This window comes from Mycobacterium sp. (genome assembly GCF_050701675.1).
Classification (GTDB): Bacteria; Actinomycetota; Actinomycetes; order Mycobacteriales; family Mycobacteriaceae; genus Mycobacterium.
In genome coordinates, this window is sequence record NZ_JBOGDD010000548.1 from 1 (window position 1) to 3,475 (window position 3,475).

The 3,475-nt window shown below is 64.9% G+C and carries 2 protein-coding genes; one reads left to right on the forward strand and one right to left on the reverse strand.

Going from position 1 to position 3,475, the window contains the following annotated elements; translation table 11 throughout:
- Positions 1–783: PE-PPE domain-containing protein (locus tag ACRDUX_RS16555; protein WP_526415103.1), on the reverse strand; the 783-nt coding region annotated here is incomplete at its 3' end.
- 477 nt (positions 784–1,260) lie between these two features.
- Between ACRDUX_RS16555 and ACRDUX_RS16560 the strand changes: the two genes are divergently transcribed.
- A partial coding sequence (locus ACRDUX_RS16560; RefSeq protein WP_526415104.1) for an SIS domain-containing protein occupies positions 1,261–3,475 on the forward strand: 2,215 nt, incomplete at its 3' end.

Genomic DNA, 3,475 nt, shown 5'->3' on the forward strand with positions numbered 1-3,475 from the left:
GGTATATCCGTAGGGCAGAGTCTCGTTCGGTCCGTTGCCGTTGGGCGTCAGATAGTAGCCGTGCACGGTCTCGAGAGCGGCCAGGGCATTGATCATGGCGAACGGGTTGCCCCAGTAGCGCGGCGCATCCGCGACCGGGTCGAAGTGGAACGCGTAGCTGGTGTATTGGACGTCCGGCACGGGCACCATGGGCGGCGTCAACGTCACGTCGAGGATGGGGATGTAGTGCAGGAAGCCCAGCCGCGACCACAGGCCGCCGTCGGGGGTCTGGATGCCGCCTATCGTGACGATCTGGATTCGCTTCCTGACATTCGGGTCCGTGATCTTGGCGATGTCCTCGGAGAGCACGTTGGAGACGACGGCACCCCCTTGCGAGTAGCCGAAGATGACGATGTTTTCGTCAGTCTCGTTCAGGTAGTAGTCCAACTGGTCCTGCAGGGCCAACGTGCCCTTGCCGACCGACTCGTCCCACTTGTCGCAACCGTCCGGTCCCGATCGGCACCAGCCGGGGAAGAACGCCAGCGGCCAGAACGACGCGGGGTAGTCGATGCCTTGCAGATCGCACGTCGCGGCGTCTGCACAGGCGGTGCCTTGGAGATATCGTTTCTGCGCCTGTTGCATGTAGTCGTCGACGTCACCTGCGATGGGCGTTCCGGTGCCCGGCACGATCAACGCGACGGCGCCGAACGCAAATGTCGCGGCGAAGACCGCCCCCACGCCAAGGACGATCGTGGCTAGCAGAGAGACGAATACCAGGCCCAACCGCTTTGCCAATTTGCGCATACGTAACAAGATCACACAACAATCCGCGCCACGGTGGCAGTTCAGCAAACTCGCCAAGATATTTCTCGCCGAGGTGGCCGATCGCGCTCCGTCGTCCGTTCAACGAGCCGGACCGGGCCGCGGGGTGGTGCGCAACGCCCGAGAGGGCTCGGATCCATCACTTCGTCCCACCCCGGCCTCGGGCCGTTGCTGAAATCGCAGACTGATGTTAGTTCTTCACGTCCACGCCTTCTGAATCATCACGTCGTGGCATTGCTCAGCAGGTCATTGGCCCGTTCGACATATGCCGGAATACTTAGCCATCCCCGTTTCCGTACGTTAGGCTGCAGAGGATTGCCGCCAGGGACTTCCGCCGCGGTGGCAAACGGATCGAAACGAGCGTGAGGCTGGAGTCGTCGCAGAGGCGCAATGGTTGTCGAGCCGTTCGCTCGACCGCCAGCGCACAGTCGACCAGGCCTCCGGGGGGAGTGCAGTCACGTGTGTGGGATTGTCGCCGTCGTATACGACGCGTCGGACGTCTGTCCGCCGGACGGGCTCGAATTGGTGAACGAGATGACGTCGGCCCTTCGGATGCTGACCATCGAGGCCGGTCAAACGCCGCGGCCAGCCGAGGTCGAATGCGTAGCTGACGCACTGACTCGGGTCGACGACCGATTGCGTGGAATCGCCGGGGTGCGGTGTCTGCTCGACCAGCCGTCGGTCGCGGAGTCGCTCGCCGCCGTGTCGATCGACATCGAGCGGCAGATCGCCGCACTCGAGGCGGCGCTGCAGACGCGGACCACCGCCCACGACGACGTCGAGAGGCTGAACGCCGCCACGGTCGCACTGAAGGACGCGTGGTGGTCGATCAGTCGGGATCGCCTGCGGTTCGCCGCCGAGGTCGACGAACTTGCCGGATCGTCGGTCGGCGCGGCGGCGCGCGACGCCTACGCAGCCATCCAGGTGGGTCTGTCGTCGCTCGACCGGCTGGAATTGCGCGGTCGCGATTCAGTGGGCCTGCACGTTCTCGTCACCGGGCACGCCCTCGACTTCGACGACCCAGGAACCGCCGCGGCGATAGCGCGTCGGGGCAGCGATCCGTTGTTCACCTCCACCGCGGTGCGGACGCCGGCGGGACATCTGAGCATCGTGTACAAGCACGCTGCGGAGATCGGCGGGTTGGGCGACAACGGACGCGCCCTGCGGGCCGCGATTGCCACCGATTCGCTGCTGTTCGACGCGCTCCAGACGTCGACCGCGCACGTGGTCGTCGTCGGGCACACCCGCTGGGCCAGCATCGGAATGATCAACCAGGCGAATGCGCATCCGCTTACCAGCGAAGAACTTTCGGGCTCATCGGCAGACGTCGACTCTCCCTATGTCGTCGCCGCACTCAACGGCGACGTCGACAATTACGCGGAGCTGATCGAGCGGTACGGCCTCGACATTGCGTCAGAGATCACCACCGACGCCAAGGTGATCCCGATCCTCGCGGGTCGACGAATGGGCGTGGACGTCGAGATCGTTGACGCGTTTCGCCATACCGTGACGGAGTTCGATGGTTCCGTTGCCATCGCCGCGAACTGCGCAGCCGAGCCCGGCAGGGTGCTGCTGGCTCAGCGCGGCAGCGGGCAATCGCTGCTCGTTGGCGCCCTCGACGGGATGACGATCGTCGCATCCGAACTCTACGGACTGGTCGAACACTGTCGCAATTACATTCGCCTGGAGGGCAATACGGGCGAAGTGGTGACAATCGACAGCACCGATGCCGGCCGCCTGCACGCCATGGGCCGGTGGGCCTACGACGGGTCGGCCCGGCCGATCACCGATGCAGACGTCGCGACGGCGTCCATCACCACGCGCGACATCGACCGGCGCGATCATGCCCACTTCTTGGAGAAGGAGTTGCACGAGTCGCCCGACTCGATGCAGAAGACGCTGCGGGGTCGCATCTCCGACGTGGGCGGAATGCTTCGAGCCTCCTTGGGAGAGGAGGTGATTCCGCCGCAGCTGGTCACCCGGCTGAACAACGGCGCGATCCGACGGGTTGTCGTGATCGGCCAAGGAACCGCTGCCGTGGCAGGCAGGGCGGTGGCAGCGGCGATACGGGACGCCTTCGCCCGCGACCACTTCGAAGTCATCGCCACGACGGCCACCGAGCTGTCCGGCTTTCGACTCGTCCCCGACATGTCGGACACGCTGGCGATCGCCATCAGCCAGTCTGGAACCACGACCGACACCAACCGCGCGGTCGACATCATTCGGCGCAGGGGCGCCATCGTGATAGCGGTGGTGAACCGCCGGGGAAGCGATCTCACCGAGAAGGCTGACGGCGTGCTCTACACGGCCGACGGTCGCGACGTCGAGATGTCCGTCGCCTCGACGAAGGCCTTCTACGCCCAGATCGCTGCGGGAACGCTGCTCGCGCGAGCGTTGGCGCGGGCTGCCCGCTGTCAGAACGACTCCGAGGAACACGAACTCCTCACTGCGCTCTCATCGCTGCCCGATGCCATGCGTCGGCTCCTGGACGACGAGAAGCAGGTCGCCGTGCTGGCTCAACGCCACGCGCCGATGAGGACGGCATGGGCGGTCGTCGGCTCCGACCGGAATCGAATTGCGGCTGAAGAGATTCGGATCAAGTGTTCTGAACTCACCTATCGATCCATCTCGTGTGACGAATCGTCGGACAAGAAGCACATCGACCTGTCCGCGG